Raw genomic sequence first — 21,747 nt, forward strand, 5'->3', positions numbered from 1 at the left:
TATAACTTCGCGACTATTTGCCTCAACAACAAAAAAAGATATTAAACAACCTTTGGTTGCTTAATCTCAATTTTTGGACTCATCAGTCCGTTTTGACGTAGAGCCTGAAAAAAAAAGACCATTTCTATTAAATTTTAATAGAAATAGCCTTTAAGAATTATATAAGCGCTTTATGAGTGTGCCTCATTAATGAAATTTTAGCCTTTCCAAAGCGTAGCCAAATCTTGTAGTGAGAAAATACCAGTTACAATTGTTACAATCACTGCTACTATACCGAAAATAAGCATCCATGTAGGGTGTTTGTAATCTCCGACTATAGATTTTTTACGACTTGCAATTAAAATAGCTCCAAGTGTAATAGGTAAAATCCAACCATTTATTGCACCAGCAATAATAAGTAAACTTATAGGTTTACCAATAAATAAGAAAATTAAAGTTGAAACAACAATAAAGATAATTACAATAAGATTATTTTTAGTCAATAATGATTTATGTAATGTTTTCAAGAATGTAGCACTTGTATATGCTGATCCTATAACAGATGACATAGCAGCAGCAAAAATAACTACACCGAAAATATTTTTACCAATAGGTCCTATTGCATGTTCAAATACAGATGCAGGTGGGTTATCAGCGCTTAATGTTACTCCAGTAACCACAACTCCTAATACTGCAAGGAATAATAACGTTCTCATAATACCAGTTGTTAATATACCAGCAATAGCAGAACGGTTTACAAATGGTAAGAATTCTTTCCCTTTCATTCCAGAATCTAAAAGTCTGTGTGCACCAGCAAATGTAATATATCCACCCACTGTTCCTCCGACTAGTGTAATAATTGGTAAAATTAATTTAACCGGATGTTCAGGAGCAAATGTGTGAACTAAAGCATCTCCATATGGTGGATTTGAAACAACCATAACATATGCAACTACTAGTATCATAACAACACCTAAAATCATCGATACAACATCCATGATTTTTTGTCCACTTTTACTTACAAAGATTAATATTGAGAAGATAGCTGTAATTGCAGCACCCCATTTAATATCTAATCCAAACATAGCATTTAACCCTAGGCCAGCACCGGCAATATTACCAATATTAAATGCCAGTCCTCCAAATGCAATTAGTATGGAAATTAAAGTACCAAGACCTGGCATAACTTTATTAGATACTTCTTGTCCACGAAGTCCAGTTACTACAAGCACACGCCAAATATTAATTTGTGCTCCAATATCAATTATAATGGAAATTAATATTGCGAATGCGAAACTAGCGTAAAATTCTGCAGTGAATACAGCGGTTTGAGTTAGAAAAGCTGGTCCAATGGCTGAAGTTGCCATTAAGAATACAGAACCATACAGTAATCGTCTGTGATTTTTTGTGAATTTAAATTCCTTTTCATTTGGATTAATTTCTTGATTTGGATTTTGGTTTAAGTTTTCTCCCATAATAGCTCCCCCTTATAAGGATTGAATATCAATGCCTTCTTTCGTTAATTTTTCTCTAATTTGTGATACAAATTCTAGTGCATGAGCCCCATCTCCATGCACACAAATCGTATCAGCTTTTAAATCAATTTCTTTTCCGTTTTTACTAACAACTTTATTTTCAATTACCATTTTTAAAACTTGATCTAAGGCTTCTTCAGTATTAGTGATTACTGCATCTGCCTCTTTACGACTAACGAGTTGACCATTGTCTTCATATCGTCTGTCAGCAAACACTTCAGATGCAGTACGTAATCCTAATGATTCAGCTTCAGTTATTAATAATGTATTTGATAACCCTACTAAGATTAGTGAAGAATCAAAATCATATACAGCTTGAGCAATTGCATGTGCAATGTTTTTATCTTTAGCACCCATATTGTAAAGTGCACCATGAGGTTTAACATGATTAATACGTGTTTGATGTACCTTACAAAATCCATCTAACGCACCAAGTTGATAAACAACTAAATTATAGATTTCTTTTGGTGTAATATCCATATTGCGACGACCAAATCCTTTTAAATCTGGTAATCCAGGATGAGCTCCAATACCTACACCATTATCTTTAGCAAGTTTAATTGTGTCATACATGACATTTTCATCGCCAGCATGGAAGCCACAAGCAATATTAGCTGATGTAATTAATGGAATGATTTGATTATCTCCACCGAATGAGTAATTTCCAAACGCTTCACCTAAGTCACAATTTAAGTCTATGCGCATTATAACTCCACTCCTTCGATTATTTGATGTTTTTCAAGGAATTTAATATCTACTTCACTTGCGTCATCATCTGCATAAAGTGGGTAACTTAAAACTGCATATAAAAAGTCTGCAGTTGTTGTAAATCCTTCTATAACCATTTCATCAAGTGCTACTTTTAATTTGTTTATAGCTGTTTTACGATCAGTATCTTTTACTATAACTTTAGCAACTAGCGAATCATAATAAGGTGATACTTGATACCCAGGATACAACAGAGAATCGACACGTATGTTGAAACCTTGAGGTAAATGTAACTTTTTAACTTTACCAGGGGTAGGTTGAAATTTCTTTTCTGGATTTTCAGCATTGATACGCGCTTCAATTACATGTCCATTAAACACAATATCATCTTGAGAAAATGGTAATTTATCATGTTGCATTAAGTATAATTGGGCTTGTAATAAATCTCTATCAGCGCGCATCTCTGTAACAGTATGTTCTACTTGAATACGAGCGTTCATTTCAATAAAGTAGTGGGCATCCTTAGTTACTAAAAATTCAATTGTACCTGCACTTCTATAATTTGATGCTTTTGCGACTGCAACTGCATCTGCGCATATCTGTTGGCGTCTCTCTTCAGTTAAAGCGGCACAAGGAGATTCTTCTATTAATTTTTGGTTTTTACGTTGAACCGAGCAATCTCTTTCGCCTAAATGTACATAATTACCTTTACCATCACCAATAATTTGTACTTCCACGTGTTTCGCCACAGGTATAAATGCTTCAACATAAACTCTGTCATCGTTAAAGTATTTTTGTCCTTCGCTTTTCGCTTCTTTAAGGGATTTTTCAAGTTGTTCTGGCTCTTTTACTATACGGATGCCTTTTCCGCCACCACCACTTGCTGCTTTTAAAACAACAGGATAGCCAATTTCTTCAGCTAGTTCCTTTATTTCATCAACTGAATTAACTGCACCTTTAGATCCTGGAATTACAGGAACACCTGCATCATCTACAGTTTGTCGAGCAGTTATTTTATCACCCATTAGTTCCATTGTATTCTTACTTGGACCAATGAATTGAATATTATTTTCTTCTACTTTTTCAGCAAAAGTTGTACTTTCAGATAAAAAACCATATCCTGGATGGATTGCATTAGCCCCTGTAATTTCTGCTGCTCCAATAATTCGCTCAATATTTAAATAACTATCTAAAGGATTTGCTTCACCAATACAAATTGATTGATCAGCTAAACTAACATGTAAACTTTGCTCATCTCCTTTAGCATATATCGCAACGGTCTCGATTCCCATTTCACGGCAGGCTCTAATAATACGGACCGCAATTTCTCCTCTATTTGCTACTAAACAACGATACATTTAGCTGTCCCCCTTATTTAACTTTTACTAGTACTTGATCATATTCAACGTTTGTACCATGATCTGCTACTATTTCAACAACTTCTCCATCTACATCGCTAGTTATTTCATTCATAACTTTCATCGCTTCTACATAACCAATAATGTCACCAACTTTAATTTTATCTCCAACTTTAATTTGTGGATTAGTTAACTCTTTACTATCTTGTAAGAAGAAAGTACCCACCATTGGTGAAGAGATTTCTTTAGAAGTTTCTTCACTTGCATTCGTTTGAACTTGTTGAAGATTTTCATCATTTACAGTGTTTGTACTTACTAAGTTTTGGTTTGAAGACACATTAGATGATTGATAACCCTCAGTGAAATCTAATTCTAATTCGCTTTTATTATCCTTAAATTTAAAGCGTTTAACACCATTTGATTTAACTAAGTTAATAACTTCTTCTATTTTTTTTATATTCATCTATTATTTCTCCTCTTCAATTAATTTTGCTAATTTTTTTGATGTTGCTCGCATTGAATGCATATTAAATATTGGAGCCTTTGTCACTGATTCTAATTTCTCTTCAAATTGTTGATTAAAGTTTTTTAACATAGCATTCGCTTCATCCACAGATATCCATTTAAACTGTATCACATCACCTGGCTTAAATTGAGCTAGTTTTTTAAGGTCTAATTGACTAACTGTAGCAATTTTTGTATAACCACCAACTGTTTGTTTATCATTCAAAAGTATTATCGGATTGCCATCATTTGGAACTTGGATACTACCCAACCCTACAGGTTCTGATATGATATCAGCTCCATTATCTGGTGGAATGTTGTCACCGATAAGTCTATATCCCATTCGGTCTGATTGGTCAGATATTTTATATTCCGATTCAACTAAGGTCTTTCTTTTTTCACGGGAGAAAGCATTTACTTGAGGACCTTCTATAATATGAATAATATTGTCTTGTTCTATTGCATCATAGTCGCTTGATTTTCCAAGATTAACCTTAAAGTTGCTATTTTGCACAACCTTAATATGATCGTCTTTTTTCAAAGCTCTACCATCAAAACCACCTATTTTACTTCTTGTATGCGTAGAGTAACTACCAGCAACCATCTCAATATCAAGGGGATGACCAAAGAAAATATAACCACGTGCACCCTTTATTGCTGGCCCAAATTCAAGTACATCGCCTTTATTTGCTAATAAGACATTATTATTGGAAATATTAATATTATTTAATTTAGCATTAAATTGACCACCTGTTATTACAAAGGTGTTAGCTTGAGTAAAAGTCATTGTAGGTCCAATGATAGTAAATTCTAGGCTAGGACCGCTATTTCCGATTAGTTTACGTCCTAAGTTATAACTAAATTGATCCATTGCACCAGACCCGGAGAAACCTAAATGTTGATATCCAAAACGGCCTTTATCTTGAACGGTAGTGAAAAGACCTGGTTTCAAAATTTTAATGCCCACTACGAGTCACCCACTTTTCTTTATTAAAACTTCCGTCATTGATTTCACTTTCAATTTGATTATACGTATTCTCATCTATCGAGTAGAATTTAATATAATCACCAGCTTCATACAATGTCATTGGTTCAGAATATTGATCAAAGACTTTTAAAGGTGTTCTTCCAATAATTTGCCATCCTCCAGGTGAATCAGAAGGATATAGACCTGTTTGATTGTTAGCTATTCCAACTGAACCAGCATTAATTTTAACTCTTGGTTCAGATCTTCTAGGTGTATGAATACGTTCATCTAACCCACCTAAGAATGGGAAACCAGGCATAAAACCTAGCATATATACAAGGTATTCATTAGTTGTATGGATTTGAACAACTTCTTCTATAGATAAGTTGTTATAACTAGCTACCTCTTCTAAATCAGGTCCCATTTCTAAGTTATATAGTACAGGAATATGTATAACGTTCTTTTCAGAGTATGTATCCTCTTTTGAAACTTTGAGCTTATCTAATTCTAATTTTTCAATCAATTGTTTGTAATCGATTGAATCATTATTAAAATTAATCATAATAGCTCGATATGATGGGATAACATCTTTAATATCTGGAATATTTTTGGACAGAATATGTTGTGTAGTTAAATCAACCTCTTGATAATTAACTTCACTTATTTCTTCTTTGAAATAAAGCAATAGCGATTGCTCATTTATAACTTTAACTTCCAATCCATTGCCTCCCCTTTAATTTTATTAATTGTATATTTGCGCCTTAAAAAATGATTCAATATTTTAAATAATCATATTTTACTGATATGTATAAAAAAATTATAACATTATAATATCTTAGTTGTTTAATAAGTATTTCAAATTATGAATAATAAAAAAAGCGAGACGAAATGTAATCGCTTACTTTATAGTGTAATTCGCAAATGATTCAATTGTATTTACATTGTTATTTAAGCATATAAAACTAATTTTGTCATGAAAAAGTTCAGATTTTCAAATTAATTTGATAAAATATATATGTTTTTTTGTAACATAAAGTATAATTCTATCTTAAAATTATCATATTCTAGCTGTTAACTTTTTTAATATCACTTAATTAAAATTAATACAATAACATTATTGGGTTATTAAAAAAGCTATGAAGAAATCATTGATACTTGATTTCTTCATAGCCAATATAAATATGCATTTTATTAATGTAAATAGTAAGATATTTAAAGAGTTTGTAAAACTTTATTCAGAAAAAATCTATCTATTTAATATTTACAATTTTAACATTAATTTCTCCACCATTTGGTAGAGGCACACGAACTTCATCTTTTAAACTTTTACCGATTAAAGCTTTAGCCATTGGTGATTCATTTGAAATTTTACCGTTGAATGCATCTGACTCTGCAGAGCCCACGATTTGATAGCTTTCTTCTTCATCTCCAGGTAACTCAATGAAAGTAACAGTTTTACCAATTTGTACAACGTTGTTATCACCAGTATCCTCAATGATTAGAGCATATCTAAGCATATGTTCAATACGTTGAATATCTTGTTCGATAAAACCTTGCTCATCTTTAGCGGCATCATATTCTGAGTTCTCAGATAGGTCACCAAATGAACGTGCTACTTTGATTTTTTCAACAACTTCTGGACGTTTAACTGTTTTTAATTCTTCTAATTCTTTTTCTAATTGTTCATAACCCTCTTGAGTCATTGGATATTGTTTTTGATTTTCCATTATGTCATCTTCCTTTTTCAATTAATATGGTTTAGTTATTAAATATATAGATTTTTGATACATATTGTAACTTACTTATTGTTTACTAACCAATGTTTGAATTTTAGTAGTCATTATATCAATTGCAACTTTGTTACTTCCACCTTCTGGAATGATAATATCTGCATATTTCTTAGTAGGCTCAATAAATTGATTATGCATTGGTTTGACAACATTTAAATATTGGTTAATTACTGATTCCATAGATCGACCACGTTCTTTAGTATCACGAACTAGCCGTCTAAGAATTCTTAAATCTGCATCAGTATCAACGTATATTTTAACATCCATCATATCACGTAGTGTTTTATTTTCTAAAGCAAATATACCTTCTACGATAATAACATCTTTAGGTTCAAATGCAATGGTTTCTTCACTACGCGTATGATTAGAATAATCATATGTAGGAACTTCGACTGCATGACCATTTCGTAAATCTTTTAAATTTTCTATTAGCAAATCATTGTCAAATGCAAAGGGATGGTCATAATTTGTTTCTAATCGCTCTTCAAATGTTAAATGCGATTGATCTTTATAATAATAGTCTTGAGCAAGTAATGCGACACTATGGCCTTCTAAATTCTTCATGATTTCGTTTGTAACTGTTGTTTTACCAGATCCTGAACCACCGGCAATACCAATAATTGTTGTGTTTGCCATTATCTAATTTCCTTTCTCATCATGTTCTTAGGATAAATTGGATGATCTACTTTGATTTGTACAATTTGAAGTGGGTGACGAGCAGCATCTAGACTATTGCCCTCCTCATCATATATGGCATCAATAACTTGTCTAAAACTTTGTATTTCAGGTCCAAAGAATTCAATTTCTTGACCTGGTTTAAAGTGATTTCTTTGTTGTATTGTAGCAATTTGAGTAGTTTCATCATAATCTATTACTAATCCACAAAAATCGTAAGGTGATTTTTTATTTTGTTGAACACCAAACATTTGCTCTTCATATCCTGGTGTACCTTCAAAAAATGCTGGTGCAGTATCTCTATTAGCACATTTATCTAATTCTATTAACCATTCAGGATTAATTTTAAAATTCTCAGGATCTTCAGCATAAGAATCAATAACTTTTCTATAAACTGATACAACTGTAGCTATATAATGAATAGATTTCATGCGCCCTTCTATTTTTAAAGAGTCGATACCGATTTCCATCATTTGAGGTATTGATTCAATTAATTTTAAATCCTTAGGACTCATAGCAAATGGTACGACGTCTCCATCTTGATAATAAAGATCAAGTTCACCGTCATTATCTACTTCTAATAAATCGTAATCCCAACGACAACTTTGACAACAACCACCTCTGTTAGAATCTCTAGCTGTCATATGATTACTAAGTGTACAGCGACCTGAATATGCAATACACATGGCACCATGTATAAATGCTTCAATTTCAATGTCTACATTTTCTTTCATTTCTTTCATTTCCATCGCACCAGTTTCACGTGCTAATACCACTCGATCTAAACCTTCTTCTTTCCAGTATTGAACCGCTTTAGTATTAGACAATGACTGTTGTGTCGATAAGTGTATTTCTAATTTAGGAGCAACTTGCTTACAAGTTTCAATAATTAAAGGATCTGCAACAATGATTCCGGTAGCACCCGTTTTTTCTAATTCAATTAAATAGTTTTCCAGACCTTTAATATTCTCGTCATGAGCGATAATATTAGTAGTTACGTAAATTTTTGCATTATATTGATTTGCGAATTCAACGCCTTCTTTAATTTCAGCCATAGTAAAATTATCAGCATTAGAACGCAAACCATATTCTTGACCACCTAAAAATACTGCATCTGCACCATAATGTACTGCAATCTTTAATTTTTCTAAATTACCAGCAGGCGCTAATAATTCGGGCTTTTTAATTTTACTTTTCTCTTGTGTTTGAATTTCAGTCAATGTTTTCATTTTTTAGCGCCTCCTTTTAATAAACTGTTTGTTTATATAAAAATCCTTCATCAAATGGACGATGTTCTGGTTGAATTGCTTCAATTGGATCTACTAACATGAATTTTTCATCTTCATATGCTTCAGGATCTTCATTATATAAATCTATAGCTTCTCTGTATTGAGCTGTAACAGTGTTTATATATTCTTCACTTTGCAGAATTCCATCTATTTTAAATGAATCAATTCCAGCTTCAAATAGTGGCTCGAGTTCTTCAATTAAGCAGATATCATTTGGAGACATTATATGTGTACCATTAAAATCTTCAAATACAGGATATTTATTATCACGTTCTTCGTCATATAAGAGTAATTCTTTATCATCATTTTCACGTTTAATCTTCATTTGTCTATCTTGGAAAGTATAATAGTTCCCAAGCAACATGCGTTTAGATTGGAACATACAAGTCATCCCATGTACTTGAACTTCAATTTCAACATTTGCATTCTCTTTTATATTTATTATTTCATCTAAGTTTAATTCTCTCGCTAGAAGTGCTCGTTTGGCACCTCTTTTTCCCCAATAGTTACATTGGAAATAGTTAGTTACTATAGTTTCAGCATCCCAATTTAGTGGTATCGGATTATGTTGGTTTTTGACATACATGACGACAGCAGGGTCACCAAATATAATTCGGTCTACTCTAACTTCATGTAAGAAATTAATATAGTCTTCCAATGCATTTAAATGATAATTGTGGAAAATGCCATTTACAGCAACATATACTTTTCTATCATGCTCATGCGCTAATTTGACTGCTTGTTTAATATCCTCACGATTAAACTCTCCTGGTAATCTTAACCCAAATTTTTGTTCACCAATGACAAATGCATCTGCACCAATATCTATTAGTGTTTCTAAATGACTTAATGATTTAGGAGTAACGAGTAATTCCGTCATAATTATTCTCCTTTAATTGATATAGCTAACCCATCATCCATATTTATAAAGTTAGTACTGTAATTTTCTAGACTAATTAGCCAATCATTAAATTTTTGAACTTTTTTAACCATTTGCTTAACATTTCTTGAACGTACGATATCTATATTCGACACAAAGCCGTGATATAGAACATTATCTGTAATGACTAATCCACCATTTCTTAATAGTGGTGTGTAATATTCAAAGAATTTCTTTGATTGAGCTTTTGCTGCATCAATAAAAATAATATCATACTGTTTATCACTGACTTCATTATATTGCTCTAAAGCATTTCCCTCTATAAGTCTTATTTGTGATGAGTAGCCATAAGTTTCAAAATTTGATTTAGCTTGTGTAATCATTTTCTCATCACGCTCTATAGTCGTAATATGTATATCATTTGATACGGATGCAAATTGCATTGAACTATATCCTATTGCAGTGCCAATTTCTAGAATGTTTTTCGCACGATGTATCCGAATTAATTGTTTAATCATCTCTAGGGATAATCTATCGACAATTGGTACAGCATTTTGCTCCGCATATTCTCTTAACGTTTCAATTTTATTATCTGTTTTACGATGTATCTCCAATAAATACTGCTGGTTAGCTTCCATTTATTTACTTCCTTTTTAAAGACAAAATGACATTAAAAAATAAACCAGTCGATATGGAGTTATCCGCTAAACTTTAAAAGTTTTAAATAAACTTAACCGTGCTAGGATAACTTATACTTATAAATGTATGACTGATTTAAATATTTATTAAAACTCATTGTCTACCTATAAGAATTTAACTTTAAATATTTTATCATATATTTGATTGTAATTTAAGATGTAATATGTAAAAAAATATGATTTGATCAATCAAAAAAGGAGCAGAATAGAACTCGAATTGAATTCATTATCCCACTCCTTATATAAAATTACTGTTCTGAATTATAAATTAAATCACATATTGACAGTTCAGTCAGCTAATTTAAGTTTGTTTTAGTATTAAGAATTAAATCTAGAAAACTATTCTTCCATGTTTGTGTTAACTACCTCTTCAATCATGTCCCATTCTTCATCAGTCTCGATAGGTACTAATTTACCACCATCGCCTGATTCATCAGGTTCATTAATCATTGGAATCAATTCAATCATGTCATCATCGTCAGATTGAGCACCTTCCTCAGCTAAAATAACATATTCTTTTTTAAATTCTGGATGGTAAAATTCCAACATTTTACGATATAAAACTTCATTACCATTTTCATCGAATAAAGTTAATAACTCTTCTTCATTACTAATATCTAATTCTACATCGTGGTTATGATTATGTTCAGTCATTGTTTATTACTCCTTTATTGGATTGAATCTAAATAGCCTTGTAATATAAATACTGCTGCCATTTTATCAATTACTTTTTTTCTTTTTTGTCTAGATACATCTGCTTCAAGTAATGAACGCTCTGCTGCCATAGTACTTAATCGTTCATCCCACATAATTATCTCTATATCAGGTAAGCTTTCTTTGAGTAACTCCTTGTATCTTAACGAAGCTTCTCCACGAAAGCCAATAGAATTATTCATATTCTTAGGTAAACCAATTACTACAGAACCAACGTTATGTTCTTTAATAATGGCCACTAATTGATCTATACCAAAATCTTCTAGTTCCTCGTTAATTCTTAGAGTGTCCAATCCTTGGGCAGTCCAACCCATTAAATCGCTTATAGCTACGCCAACTGTTTTACTACCTACATCCAAACCCAAAATTTTGTGCGTTAACATATACTACTTCTTGTTCTCTTTTAAATAATTTGAAACGAGTTCTTCCATGATAACGTCACGATCAATGTGGCGAATTTGATTTCGAGCATCATTTTGACGAGGTATATATGCAGGATCACCTGAGAGTAAATATCCTACAATTTGATTTACAGCATTGTAACCACGCTCTTCTAAAGTTCGGTGTACGTTGTTTAACACTGTTTCAACATTATCTTTCGGAATTTCTTCATAGTCAAACTTCATTGTTTTATCAATATTATCCATAGATGCGACACTCCTCTAAAACGAATTATCTTACATACACCAATTTTACACTAGTTGATTACAAAGTTATAGTTTTTTAATGTAATCTTTAATAAAGCGTAATGCTTCTGAGATATTCTCTGGTTGCGTACCGCCACCTTGAGCCATATCTGGACGACCGCCACCTTTACCACCAACTAATGGCGCCATATTCTTAATGATATCTCCAGCTTTAATTTTATCTGTTTGATCTTTTGGTACAGTTGCTATTAGTGATACCTTTTCACCTAAATCACTTGCTAAGATTATAATAGCATCTTGTTGTTTAGATTTGAAATCATCCATAGTTTGTCTTATTTCTTTAGCATTAGAAACTTCAACTTCTGTAGCTAGTACTTTAAAGCCATTAATTTCTTCTATTTGATCCTCAATATTGCCCATTTTAAGTGAAGTGATTTCCTTATTTCGTTGTTCTAATTGTTTATGAAGGTTCTTTTCTTCTTCTTGTAGCTGGATAATTTTATCAAATACTTGATTATCAGATTTAACTTTAACTTGATCTTTAATAGAATTAAATTTATTTTGAATATCTTCTAGATGTAAGAATGCTGACTTACCAGTAAATGCTTCAATACGTCTAACGCCTGCACCTGTACCTGATTCACTTATAATCTTAAATAGCCCAATCTCTGCAGTATTATCAACATGTATACCACCACATAGCTCAATAGAGAACGGTGCCATATTAACAACGCGCACAATATCTCCGTATTTTTCTCCGAATAACGCCATAGCACCCATTTGTTTTGCTTCATTAATAGGCATCTCTTGTATATTAACTGAAATACCTCTCCAAATTTCCTCATTTACACGTCTTTCAACTTGATCAATTTCGTCTTGAGTCATCGGACCGAAATGTGAGAAGTCGAAACGCAAACGCTCACTTTCAACTAACGAACCTGCTTGATTTACATGTTCACCTAATACTTCTTTTAATGCAGCGTGAAGTAAATGAGTGGCACTATGATTTTTTTGGATGTCTTTTCTTTCATCCCTATTAACACTTGCATCTACATCACTATTAACTGTAACTTGACCAAATTGGATGACGCCTTGATGTAAGTTTTGACCATTAGGTGCTTTAGTTACTTCAGTTACTTCAATCTCAAAGTTCTCATTACCTACTGTTCCTTTATCAGCTACTTGCCCACCACTAACTGCATAAAATGGAGTTTCTTTTAAAATGAAATATACAGTTTCTCCTGGTTCAGCAGATTCAACTTTCTCTCCGTTATAAATTAAATCAGTTAACGTAGTCTGATAATCTGTAGTTTCATATCCGACAAATTTGCTTTCAGTGGTAATATTTTTAAGAACTTCACTCTGGATTTGCATTGATTGTGAACTTTGTCGAGCTTCTCTAGCTCGAGTACGTTGTTGATCCATTTCTTTTTCAAACGTTGCCATATCCACAGAGATGTTTTCTTGACTAGCTAATTCTTCTGTCAATTCAATTGGGAATCCATAAGTGTCGTATAATTTGAACGCATCTGAACCGTTAATTTCATTATTAGATGATTTAGCTTTAGCTAATAAATTATTCAAAATTGCTAAACCTTCTTGAAGTGTCTCATGGAAACGTTCTTCTTCTGATTTAATAACACGCTTAATAAAATCAGCTTTCTCTTTAACGTTTGGATAATATGGCTCCATTATCTCAGCAACGATGTCAACTAACTTATACATAAATGGTTCATTAATGTCGAGAGTTTGACTAAATCTGACTGCTCTACGTAGAAGTCGACGTAAAACGTAACCTCTTCCCTCATTCGCAGGTAAAGCGCCATCAGCAATTGCAAATGCAATTGTACGAATATGGTCTGCTATTACTTTAAAGGCAATATCATGTTCGTTGTTTACTAAATATTTTTTGTCAGCTACATTTTCTACTTCATGAATGATTGGCATAAATAAGTCTGTTTCATAATTTGTTCTTACGTTTTGAGAAACAGAGGCCATTCGTTCAAGTCCCATACCTGTATCAATATTTTTATTTGGTAATGGTGTATAAGTGTTGTCTTTATTATGGTTAAATTCACTAAATACTAAGTTCCAAACTTCTAAATATCTTTCATTTTCCCCACCTGGATACATCTCTTCTGATGGATCATCTTGGCCATATTCATCTCCACGATCATAGAAAATTTCAGTGTTAGGACCAGATGGACCCTCACCGATATCCCAGAAATTACCTTCTATTCTAATAATTCGACTTTCTTCTAATCCAATTTCATCATTCCAAATACGATAAGCTTCAATATCTTCAGGATGAATAGTTACATATAATTTTTCAGGTTCCATGCCCATCCATTTTTCACTAGTTAAAAATTCCCACGCAAAGTGGATTGCTTCTTTTTTGAAATAATCACCAATTGAAAAGTTACCAAGCATTTCGAAAAATGTATGATGTCGTGCAGTAAATCCGACATTTTCAATATCATTTGTTCTAATTGCTTTTTGAGAATTGACTATTCTAGGCTTTCTTGGTGTTTCTCTACCATCGAAATATTTCTTTAAAGTTGCTACACCTGAATTTATCCATAATAATGAATCGTCATCAATTGGCACTAAAGGGGCTGAAGGTTCAACCATATGACCTTTTTCGACGAAGAAATCAATATATTTTTGACGAATTTCACTAGCCTTTAAATTTTTCATTTCCGACACTCCTATATCAACATATTTTATCTAAAAAACACAAAAAACGTTCATCCTCAAAAAAGGGACGAACGTTTTCGCGGTACCACCCTAGTTATAAACAATCTATCTTTAAGCTGCAAAAATTATCGCTTGATAGAAAACATTTATCACTCAATTAAAATATAAAAATGACATGAAGTAGCGTTCAACAATATACATTGCACTTTTCACCAACCAGTACATCTCTATATAAGTTATAATTGCCTACTCATCTTCATGCGAACTTAAACTTATTTTAAGTATTTTCAAACTAAATGTCAACGCTCAGCAAAATCATAAGGAGAAACATCACCCATATTAATCATTGGATTGATTTGATATATCGTAGATTCACTTAAAATGATTTGATCATCTTTAGTATCAACGTCGTAAATTGTATCCATCGATTCTTCATCTTTATTCACAGAAGTATTTGAAATTGTTACATCACTTTCTTTATGGTCTATATCAAAATATGACAAGATTAGCTCTTGCAATTGTGTATGTCGTAATTGTCCTTGCGTATTTAAACCAATCTCAAATGCGGTTGAATCTCCAAGTAATACTAATGATTGTTTAGCACGTGTAAGTCCTGTATAAAGTATTGGTCGCTGTAACATTCTAAAATACTGCTTAACGATAGGCATAATTACAATTGGAAATTCAGACCCTTGTGATTTATGAATAGATGTGCAATAAGCATGCGTTAATTCTAATAAATCTTGACGAGTGAAAGTAATCTCGTTACCTTCGAAATCAACAACCATAACATCTTTATTTAAAGCATTTTCTTTAGCCCAAAATATACCAACGATTATTCCTATGTCACCATTGAAGATATTATCATTAGGACGATTAACTAACTGAAGAACCTTGTCACCTTTACGAAACTTTATATCACCAAATTCAATTTCTCGTGTATCTTGTGCCTTGGGGTTTAAAATATCTTGTAATACTTGATTTAATCTTTTAATACCTGCGTTACCTTTATACATAGGCGCCAAGACTTGAATATCACTCATATCATAACCCTTATTAACTGCACTTGAAACTACTTTTTCAACTACTGTAGGAATTTGATCGACATTACAACTTATAAAACTCCTATCATGATAACGCTTTGTAATATCTATTGGCTCACCGTGTTTCATACGATGCGCTAAATCGATGATACTTGAACCATCTTGTTGACGATAAACTTCAGTTAGATTAACTCGTGGTATTGCCTTCGAATCAATAAGATCTTTAAAGATTTGACCTGGTCCAACTGAAGGTAATTGATCTTCATCACCGACTAAAATAATTTGTGCATCTAGGGGAACTGCACTTAAAAATTGGTGAAACAACCATGTATCTACCATAGACATTTCGTCAATAATTATGAGCTTTGCTTTAATTTCATTATCTAGAATGTCTTCTGGTTGTGTTTCTTGATTCCATCCAATTAGACGATGAATTGTCATTGCTTCTAACCCTGTAGATTCTTGCAATCTTTTAGATGCTCTACCTGTTGGTGCTGCCAGGACAATAGGATAGTCATCTTCTTGATAGTCTGAGTAATTAAGAGAAAGACCATGTACCTCTGCATAAAGCTCAACGATTCCTTTGATTACTGTTGTTTTACCTGTACCAGGGCCACCGGTTAAAAGCATAATTTTAGAATTAATTGCAGTTTGTAAGGCCTCTTTTTGAGATGGTGCATAATGCACATTATTACTAGTCTCTATATCCCCTATATGTATCTGCAAATCAGATTGTTCTATTTCTTTTAGCTTATGTTTGTATGTTTTAATTCGATATAAATTTTGAACACTTTTGAGTTCGGAATAATAGAGACTAGGGATGGCGACTCGCTCATTATTTACAATAATTTTTTGTTCCTCATTTAATAATTCGAGAGTATTTTCAAGCTGTTTTGAATCGATGCTATCACTGGAATGAGCATCCATTAGCATGTCTAATGTCACTTCAATGGCATAATCTAGTGATAAATAGGTGTGACCTTGTTTTATACATTCTTCTTCTAACGTATATAATAATCCTGCTTTCAATCGTTCTGGATCATTAAAACTAATGCCATTATTTCTAGCTAATGTATCAGCTTTATTAAAACCAATTCCTTTAATATCATAAACAAGTTGATAAGGGTTATTTTCGAGCACGTTTAAAGTCTCGGATTGGTAAAATTGATAAATCGCCATTGATAATTTAGGTCCGAAGCCTAAATCATGTAATCGAATCATAATTTTTTCGGACTCTTGATTGGCGTTAATTTGATCAGCAATCTGCTTTTGTTTCTTTTTCGGTAAATTTAAAACCTTCTCTAAAACTGATGCGTCTGCCATAATATCATTTATCGCATTTTCACCAAGTGTATTTACAATATTTTGAGCAGTTTTTTTACCTATACCTTTGAATAAGTCACTTGATAAATATGTAATTATAGCATCCTTAGTTTGAGGAACCTCTTTTTCAAAAGTGTCAGCTTTCAATTGCTTGCCATAACGTGGGTGCTCTACCACTTGTCCTTTAAAAGTGTATACATCCCCTTCCACAATATTTGGAAAGAACCCTACAACTGTTGGTAAATTACCAAATGATTCATTAGTTTCAATTGTATCCACTTTAATGACTGTATAGAAATTATCTGTATTTTGAAATAAAATAGCATCTACAGTACCTTTAATCATTGAATAATCAAAAAGTGTAGGGTCAGACATATTACTCCTCCTCATTCTTTATAGCTTCAAACGTTTTCTTAGCATGTTGACTTAATAAGTGATTTGGATCTATAGATATAGCCTTGTCAAAATAAGACATAGCTAAATCAAGATCTTCAGTATCCATGTAAGTGGCTAAACCAAGATTATATAAAGCATCGACATGCTTTGAATCTATAGCTAAAACAATATTTAATTGATTTATAGCCTGGTTAAACATTTCTAGATGACATAGTGCCAGACCATATTGAAATTGAACTTCCGCATCTTGATTATTATCTAATTCTGCTGCAGTCATAAAGTAAGGTAAAGATTCTTTTGGAGCATCTAATTGGTTAAATGACATACCAATCATGTAATTAGTATCTATTTTATCCATATTGTATTTAGATGCCAATTGATATAGTTTAATAGCATCACGGTATTTACCTTGATCGTAATATAGATTGGCTAAATTGTAATACACTGCACCATTTTTATCATCTATCGTAATTGCTCGTTGAAAGAAACGCTCAGCCTTTTCAATTTCATTAATATCAGCTAATACTATTCCTGCATTGATATAATTTTCAATAGTATTCGGTTCTTCTTCTATGTTTTGAAATAAAGCTTTTAAAGCATCTTCAAGTTGACCCTTTTGAATCCACTCATAAATCGTATCTTGTTTCGTTATCATGATTCCACCCAATCCTAAAATTATCTTACGAGAAACGCAGTATTTTATAAAATAAAGATGTAGTAGTATTTGGGAGCAAGACATAAACAATATTTTTCGAAAATATATTTCCAGTCAATTACTGCCAATATATATTTGTAGCCTGAGGCATTGAATTATGTCCCAGGCTCTCAACAACTCCATCTTTTGTTTGTTTAATTAAACAACATAACTTAACTGACCTGTTGTTTTAAATACATCATCGATAGTTGCTCCACCTAGACAAACTTCCTCATCATAAAATACAACGGCTTGTCCCGGTGTGATAGCACGTACTGGTTCATCAAATGTAACGCGTAAAGCATTTTGACTTTCACGTTGAACAAACACCTTAGTATCTTTTTGACGATATCTAAATTTAGCAGTACATTCAAATCCGTTGTCTAAATCAACTGGATTAATGAAAGAAAAATCGGAAGCTATTAAATAATCACTATAGAGTGCATCATGATGGAAACCCTGTTCAACGTATAAAATATTGTCTTCTAAATTTTTACCTACAACGAACCATGGATCACCATCTCCACCGATACCAAGTCCATGTCTTTGACCAATAGTGTAATACATTAATCCACTATGCATTCCCATTTTTTCGCCATTCAACGTACGCATTTCTCCAGCTTGAGCTGGTAAATATTGTGATAAGAATGTTTTGAAATTACGCTCTCCAATAAAACAGATGCCTGTAGAGTCTTTCTTTTTAGCTGTAGCTAAATCTTGCTCTTCTGCTATTTTACGAACTTCTTTTTTATCAATATCTCCAATTGGAAACATAACTTTAGACAATTGTTGTTGAGATAGTTGATTTAAGAAATAAGTTTGATCTTTATTATTATCTACACCTCGTAACATTTCTACATGGCCATCATCATGACGACGTATTCTTGCGTAATGTCCTGTTGCTACGTAATCTGCGCCCAATTTAAGTGCATGCTCTAGAAAAGCTTTAAACTTAATTTCTTTGTTACACATTACATCTGGATTAGGTGTACGACCTTTTTTATATTCATCTAAGAAATAAGTAAAGACTTTATCCCAATATTCTTGTTCGAAATTAACAGCATAATATGGAATACCAATTTGATTACATACTGCGATAACGTCATTATAGTCTTCTGTTGCAGTACAAACACCATTCTCATCAGTGTCATCCCAGTTTTTCATGAATATTCCAATAACATCATACCCTTGCTCTTTTAGCACATGAGCTGTGACTGAACTGTCAACACCGCCAGACATACCTACAACTACACGTATATCTTTATTAGACACATTTATTCCTCCTTAAATTTATGATATATTTTGTGAATTTCAGCTACGATATATTTTATTTCTTGATCAGTTGTTAATTCATTAAAGCTAAATCTTACTGAGTGTTTAGCACGTTCTTCATCTTCATACATTGCTGCTAAAACATGAGAAGGTGTTGTTGAACCAGCTGTACATGCAGAACCTGAAGATACATAAATGTTAGCTAGATCTAAAAGTGTTAGCATAGTTTCCACGTCTATGAATGGGAAATATAAATTTAGAATATGTCCTGTTGTATCAACCATAGAACCATTTACCTCATAAGGAATCGCACGTTCTTGTAGGCTAACTAAGAATAATTCTTTTAATTGCATTAAATGTAAATTATTATTATCCCTATTCTTATGTGCTAATTCTAGTGCTTTTGTCAAACCAACAATTTGTGCTAAATTTTCTGTTCCTGCACGTCGTTTAGTTTCTTGTTCTCCTCCTAGTTGAGAGTACTCAATTGGGGTTTTATCTCTAACTAATAAGACACCTACACCTTTTGGACCGCCGAATTTATGTGCTGTCAAACTTAAAGTATCCATTTTAAAATCTTCAAAATTAACATCTAAATGTCCGATTGCTTGAACTGCATCTACATGCAATAATGCGTTTGACTCGCTAACAATATCTTCTATATCATACATAGGTTCAACAGTTCCAACTTCATTATTAACAAACATTATTGAAACTAAAATAGTGTCATTCGTTAATGCTTCTTTAAGTTGATCTAAATCTATTGCACCTGTATCATCTACATCTAAATAAGTGACATCATAGCCTTCTTTTTCCAATTGTTCAAACACGTGTAGGACAGAATGATGCTCAATTTTAGTTGTAATAATGTGATTTCCAAGATGTTCATTTGCGTAAACTAATCCTTTAATGGCTGTATTATTTGATTCAGTTGCGCCACTTGTAAAAATAACTTCGCTAGGCTTAGCATTCAATAATTTAGCAACTGTTCTTCTTGATTCATCTAGATAACGACGTGCATCTCTACCTATAGAATGAATAGACGATGGATTACCAAAATGTGATTTATAAATTGTCATCATCTCTTCAATTACTTCTGGTTTGACAGGTGTAGTTGCAGCATAATCTGCATATACTTCCATTTTTAAGTACACTCCTCACAATATTATCAATGTTCCTATAATAGCACCTGTATAGAATTTTTTCTATATAATTGTTCATAAACATAAATTTTTCCATTATTTATATTTTAACACTCAACCACTTTAAAAATTAACCCCACATTAACTTATAAATATTTTTAAATGTACTTTTAATTAAAGTATCAATATTTTTTCACTAACATTATCGATTATGAGCATTTCAATATAAATTAAACTACATATCTTGTTAAACTGAACCATATTAATTTTATATGAGGAGATGAAAACTGTGGGTAATCTAAAGGTATCTGCGTTAAATTTAGTTCCAATAAGAGAAGGTCAGAGTGATAAACAAGCAATTGAGGATATGATCAGTTTAGCTCAAAAGTTAGATTCACTTAATTATGAAAGATACTGGATTGCAGAACACCATAACGCACCAAATTTAGTAAGTTCAGCAACTTCTCTATTGATTCAACATACACTTGAACATACGAAACGTATTAAAGTTGGATCTGGAGGGATTATGTTACCAAACCATGCTCCTCTAATAGTTGCGGAGCAATTTGGAACAATGGAAACACTTTTCCCAAACAGAGTTAATCTAGGTTTAGGTAGAGCCCCAGGGACTGATATGATGACAGCTAGCGCATTGAGACGTGACCAGCATAATGGCGTCTATGAGTTTCCTGAAGAAGTTGAACAATTACAAACTTATTTTGGACCTGGAAATAAACAAGCTTATGTAAGAGCTTATCCTGCTGTTGGTAAAAATGTACCTTTATATATTCTTGGATCATCTACTGATTCAGCTCATTTAGCTGCACGTAAGGGATTACCTTATGTCTTTGCAGGACATTTTGCACCTCAGCAAATGAAAGAGGCAATTCAAATATATAAAGAACTATTTGAACCTTCTGACGTATTAGATAAGCCTTATATGATTGTATGCTTGAATGCGATTGTAGCTGAAAGTGATGAAGAAGCTGAATACTTAGCAAGCACTTTAGCTCAAGTATTTATTGGTATTGCTCGTGGTAGAATGCAACCAGTACAGCCACCTACAAATGACTTACAAGCTCTTCTAACACCTAGAGAATTTGAAATGGCTAAACAAAGATTTAATGATTCGCTAATAGGTTCAGAGGAAACAGTTAAAGAGAAGTTAGAAGCATTTATTGAAGAATATGGTGAAATTGATGAACTCATGGGAATTAGCTATATTTATGATCAAGAAAAGCAATTTGAATCATTCACTCGTTTACAGAATATTATTGAAAAATTGAATCAATAATCAATATTAAAATTTAATATTGATTGATAGTGAGAGAATTAAGGCATAATTTGGAGTGGGATATTATTTAATCTCACTCCTTTTATGTGCTTATAAACATTTAGCTATTAGTGCTAAAACAACATATAGTTTAATATAAATG

At 32.4% G+C, this 21,747-nt stretch carries 19 protein-coding genes and 2 pseudogenes; 1 reads left to right on the top strand and 20 read right to left on the bottom strand.

Annotated features, from left to right (window positions below; all coding sequences use genetic code 11):
• Positions 1-197: 197 nt before the first annotated feature.
• From F1592_RS07035 to F1592_RS07125, 20 genes and pseudogenes are all read right to left on the bottom strand, one after another.
• Positions 198-1,454 carry an NRAMP family divalent metal transporter gene (locus tag F1592_RS07035; protein ID WP_037536669.1) on the bottom strand — a complete coding sequence of 419 codons (1,257 nt, stop codon included), beginning with the start codon at positions 1,452-1,454 and terminating at the stop codon, positions 198-200.
• A 12-nt stretch (positions 1,455-1,466) separates the two neighbouring features.
• Entirely contained in the window at positions 1,467-2,219 is a 753-nt protein-coding gene (pxpA, locus tag F1592_RS07040) for a 5-oxoprolinase subunit PxpA (protein WP_037536671.1), read from the bottom strand.
• Positions 2,219-3,580 (bottom strand): acetyl-CoA carboxylase biotin carboxylase subunit, encoded by a 1,362-nt coding sequence (locus F1592_RS07045; RefSeq protein WP_053016687.1) that lies wholly within the window; start codon positions 3,578-3,580, stop codon positions 2,219-2,221. Before F1592_RS07045 ends, pxpA begins: the two co-directional genes overlap by 1 nt.
• Before the next feature lie 13 nt (positions 3,581-3,593).
• Positions 3,594-3,824: pseudogene (locus tag F1592_RS14020) on the bottom strand (acetyl-CoA carboxylase biotin carboxyl carrier protein); the annotation flags it as partial.
• Positions 3,825-3,932: 108 nt separating this feature from the next.
• Positions 3,933-4,043, bottom strand: a pseudogene (locus F1592_RS14025) (acetyl-CoA carboxylase biotin carboxyl carrier protein subunit); the annotation flags it as partial.
• 3 nt (positions 4,044-4,046) lie between these two features.
• The gene (locus F1592_RS07055; protein ID WP_053016689.1) at positions 4,047-5,051 is read right to left on the bottom strand and encodes a 5-oxoprolinase subunit C family protein; all 1,005 of its coding nucleotides are present in this window, start codon (positions 5,049-5,051) and stop codon (positions 4,047-4,049) included.
• On the bottom strand, positions 5,041-5,769 hold the full coding sequence (pxpB, locus tag F1592_RS07060; protein WP_053016690.1) for a 5-oxoprolinase subunit PxpB: 729 nt from the start codon (positions 5,767-5,769) through the stop codon (positions 5,041-5,043). The genes F1592_RS07055 and pxpB overlap by 11 nt, the downstream gene beginning before the upstream one ends.
• Before the next feature lie 532 nt (positions 5,770-6,301).
• Positions 6,302-6,778 (bottom strand): transcription elongation factor GreA, encoded by a 477-nt coding sequence (greA, locus tag F1592_RS07065; protein WP_037536682.1) that lies wholly within the window; start codon positions 6,776-6,778, stop codon positions 6,302-6,304.
• Between the two features lie 75 nt (positions 6,779-6,853).
• A complete protein-coding gene (gene udk / locus F1592_RS07070) occupies positions 6,854-7,477 on the bottom strand; it encodes a uridine kinase (RefSeq protein WP_037536685.1) in 624 nt (207 codons plus the stop codon).
• The gene (locus F1592_RS07075; RefSeq protein ID WP_053016691.1) at positions 7,477-8,745 is read right to left on the bottom strand and encodes a peptidase U32 family protein; all 1,269 of its coding nucleotides are present in this window, start codon (positions 8,743-8,745) and stop codon (positions 7,477-7,479) included. Before F1592_RS07075 ends, udk begins: the two co-directional genes overlap by 1 nt.
• A gap of 16 nt (positions 8,746-8,761) precedes the next feature.
• Positions 8,762-9,685 (bottom strand): peptidase U32 family protein, encoded by a 924-nt coding sequence (locus F1592_RS07080; RefSeq protein ID WP_053016692.1) that lies wholly within the window; start codon positions 9,683-9,685, stop codon positions 8,762-8,764.
• A gap of 2 nt (positions 9,686-9,687) precedes the next feature.
• The gene (locus tag F1592_RS07085; protein WP_053016693.1) at positions 9,688-10,323 is read right to left on the bottom strand and encodes an O-methyltransferase; all 636 of its coding nucleotides are present in this window, start codon (positions 10,321-10,323) and stop codon (positions 9,688-9,690) included.
• Positions 10,324-10,722: 399 nt separating this feature from the next.
• On the bottom strand, positions 10,723-11,037 hold the full coding sequence (locus F1592_RS07090) for a DUF1292 domain-containing protein (protein WP_011275602.1): 315 nt from the start codon (positions 11,035-11,037) through the stop codon (positions 10,723-10,725).
• Between the two features lie 14 nt (positions 11,038-11,051).
• Positions 11,052-11,480 carry a Holliday junction resolvase RuvX gene (gene ruvX / locus F1592_RS07095; protein WP_037536693.1) on the bottom strand — a complete coding sequence of 143 codons (429 nt, stop codon included), beginning with the start codon at positions 11,478-11,480 and terminating at the stop codon, positions 11,052-11,054.
• A 3-nt stretch (positions 11,481-11,483) separates the two neighbouring features.
• On the bottom strand, positions 11,484-11,744 hold the full coding sequence (locus tag F1592_RS07100) for an IreB family regulatory phosphoprotein (protein ID WP_011275600.1): 261 nt from the start codon (positions 11,742-11,744) through the stop codon (positions 11,484-11,486).
• A gap of 66 nt (positions 11,745-11,810) precedes the next feature.
• The gene (gene alaS / locus F1592_RS07105) at positions 11,811-14,441 is read right to left on the bottom strand and encodes an alanine--tRNA ligase (protein ID WP_107609915.1); all 2,631 of its coding nucleotides are present in this window, start codon (positions 14,439-14,441) and stop codon (positions 11,811-11,813) included.
• Positions 14,442-14,740: 299 nt separating this feature from the next.
• The gene (recD2, locus tag F1592_RS07110) at positions 14,741-17,182 is read right to left on the bottom strand and encodes an SF1B family DNA helicase RecD2 (protein ID WP_149809633.1); all 2,442 of its coding nucleotides are present in this window, start codon (positions 17,180-17,182) and stop codon (positions 14,741-14,743) included.
• 1 nt (position 17,183) lies between these two features.
• Positions 17,184-17,855: a tetratricopeptide repeat protein gene (locus tag F1592_RS07115; RefSeq protein WP_188294680.1), complete on the bottom strand. Its 672-nt coding sequence runs from the start codon at positions 17,853-17,855 to the stop codon at positions 17,184-17,186.
• A 201-nt stretch (positions 17,856-18,056) separates the two neighbouring features.
• Positions 18,057-19,169: a tRNA 2-thiouridine(34) synthase MnmA gene (mnmA, locus tag F1592_RS07120; protein ID WP_053016698.1), complete on the bottom strand. Its 1,113-nt coding sequence runs from the start codon at positions 19,167-19,169 to the stop codon at positions 18,057-18,059.
• 2 nt (positions 19,170-19,171) lie between these two features.
• Complete coding sequence (locus F1592_RS07125; RefSeq protein ID WP_149809634.1) at positions 19,172-20,311, bottom strand: cysteine desulfurase family protein; 1,140 nt, start codon at positions 20,309-20,311, stop codon at positions 19,172-19,174.
• A 280-nt stretch (positions 20,312-20,591) separates the two neighbouring features.
• Here F1592_RS07125 and F1592_RS07130 point away from each other — a divergent pair, with 280 nt between their 5' ends.
• Positions 20,592-21,605, top strand: a complete 1,014-nt coding sequence (locus F1592_RS07130; protein WP_188294679.1) for an LLM class flavin-dependent oxidoreductase — start codon at positions 20,592-20,594, stop codon at positions 21,603-21,605.
• Positions 21,606-21,747: the final 142 nt, after the last annotated feature.

The sequence above is a fragment of the Staphylococcus sp. GDX7P312P genome, from assembly GCF_008385775.1.
GTDB lineage: Bacteria > Bacillota > Bacilli > Staphylococcales > Staphylococcaceae > Staphylococcus > Staphylococcus haemolyticus.